Here is a 252-nt window from a genome sequence, read left to right as displayed (position 1 = left end):
GCCGAAGAATTTGGATTATCCTTCGACTTTTTACAGTCTGCAATGAATGAATATCAAGGCGATAAGAAAACAATCCCTTATTTAATCCATTTACTGGATTCGATGACTCTTAGTAAAGAAGAGTTCGAAGCCAAAACGGGTGAAAAATACAGAAGAAGAACAAAAGTTTTAGAAGAACGACTACAACAAAACTTTGAACAACTTCAAAAATGGAAAGAAGAATTATAATGGCGACAGGTTTAAATCAACAAC

1 protein-coding gene is annotated in these 252 nt (G+C 33.7%); it reads left to right on the top strand.

Annotated features, from left to right (window positions below):
- Nucleotides 1-228 (top strand): hypothetical protein (locus LVD47_RS23540; RefSeq protein WP_236981176.1); only part of this gene is annotated, 228 nt, incomplete at its 5' end.
- Between the last annotated feature and the right edge of the window lie 24 nt (nt 229-252).

The sequence above is a fragment of the Membranihabitans maritimus genome, from assembly GCF_021729145.1.
Classification (GTDB): Bacteria; Bacteroidota; Bacteroidia; order Chitinophagales; family Saprospiraceae; genus Membranihabitans; species Membranihabitans maritimus.
This window is presented reverse-complemented; position numbering and strand designations above follow the sequence as displayed.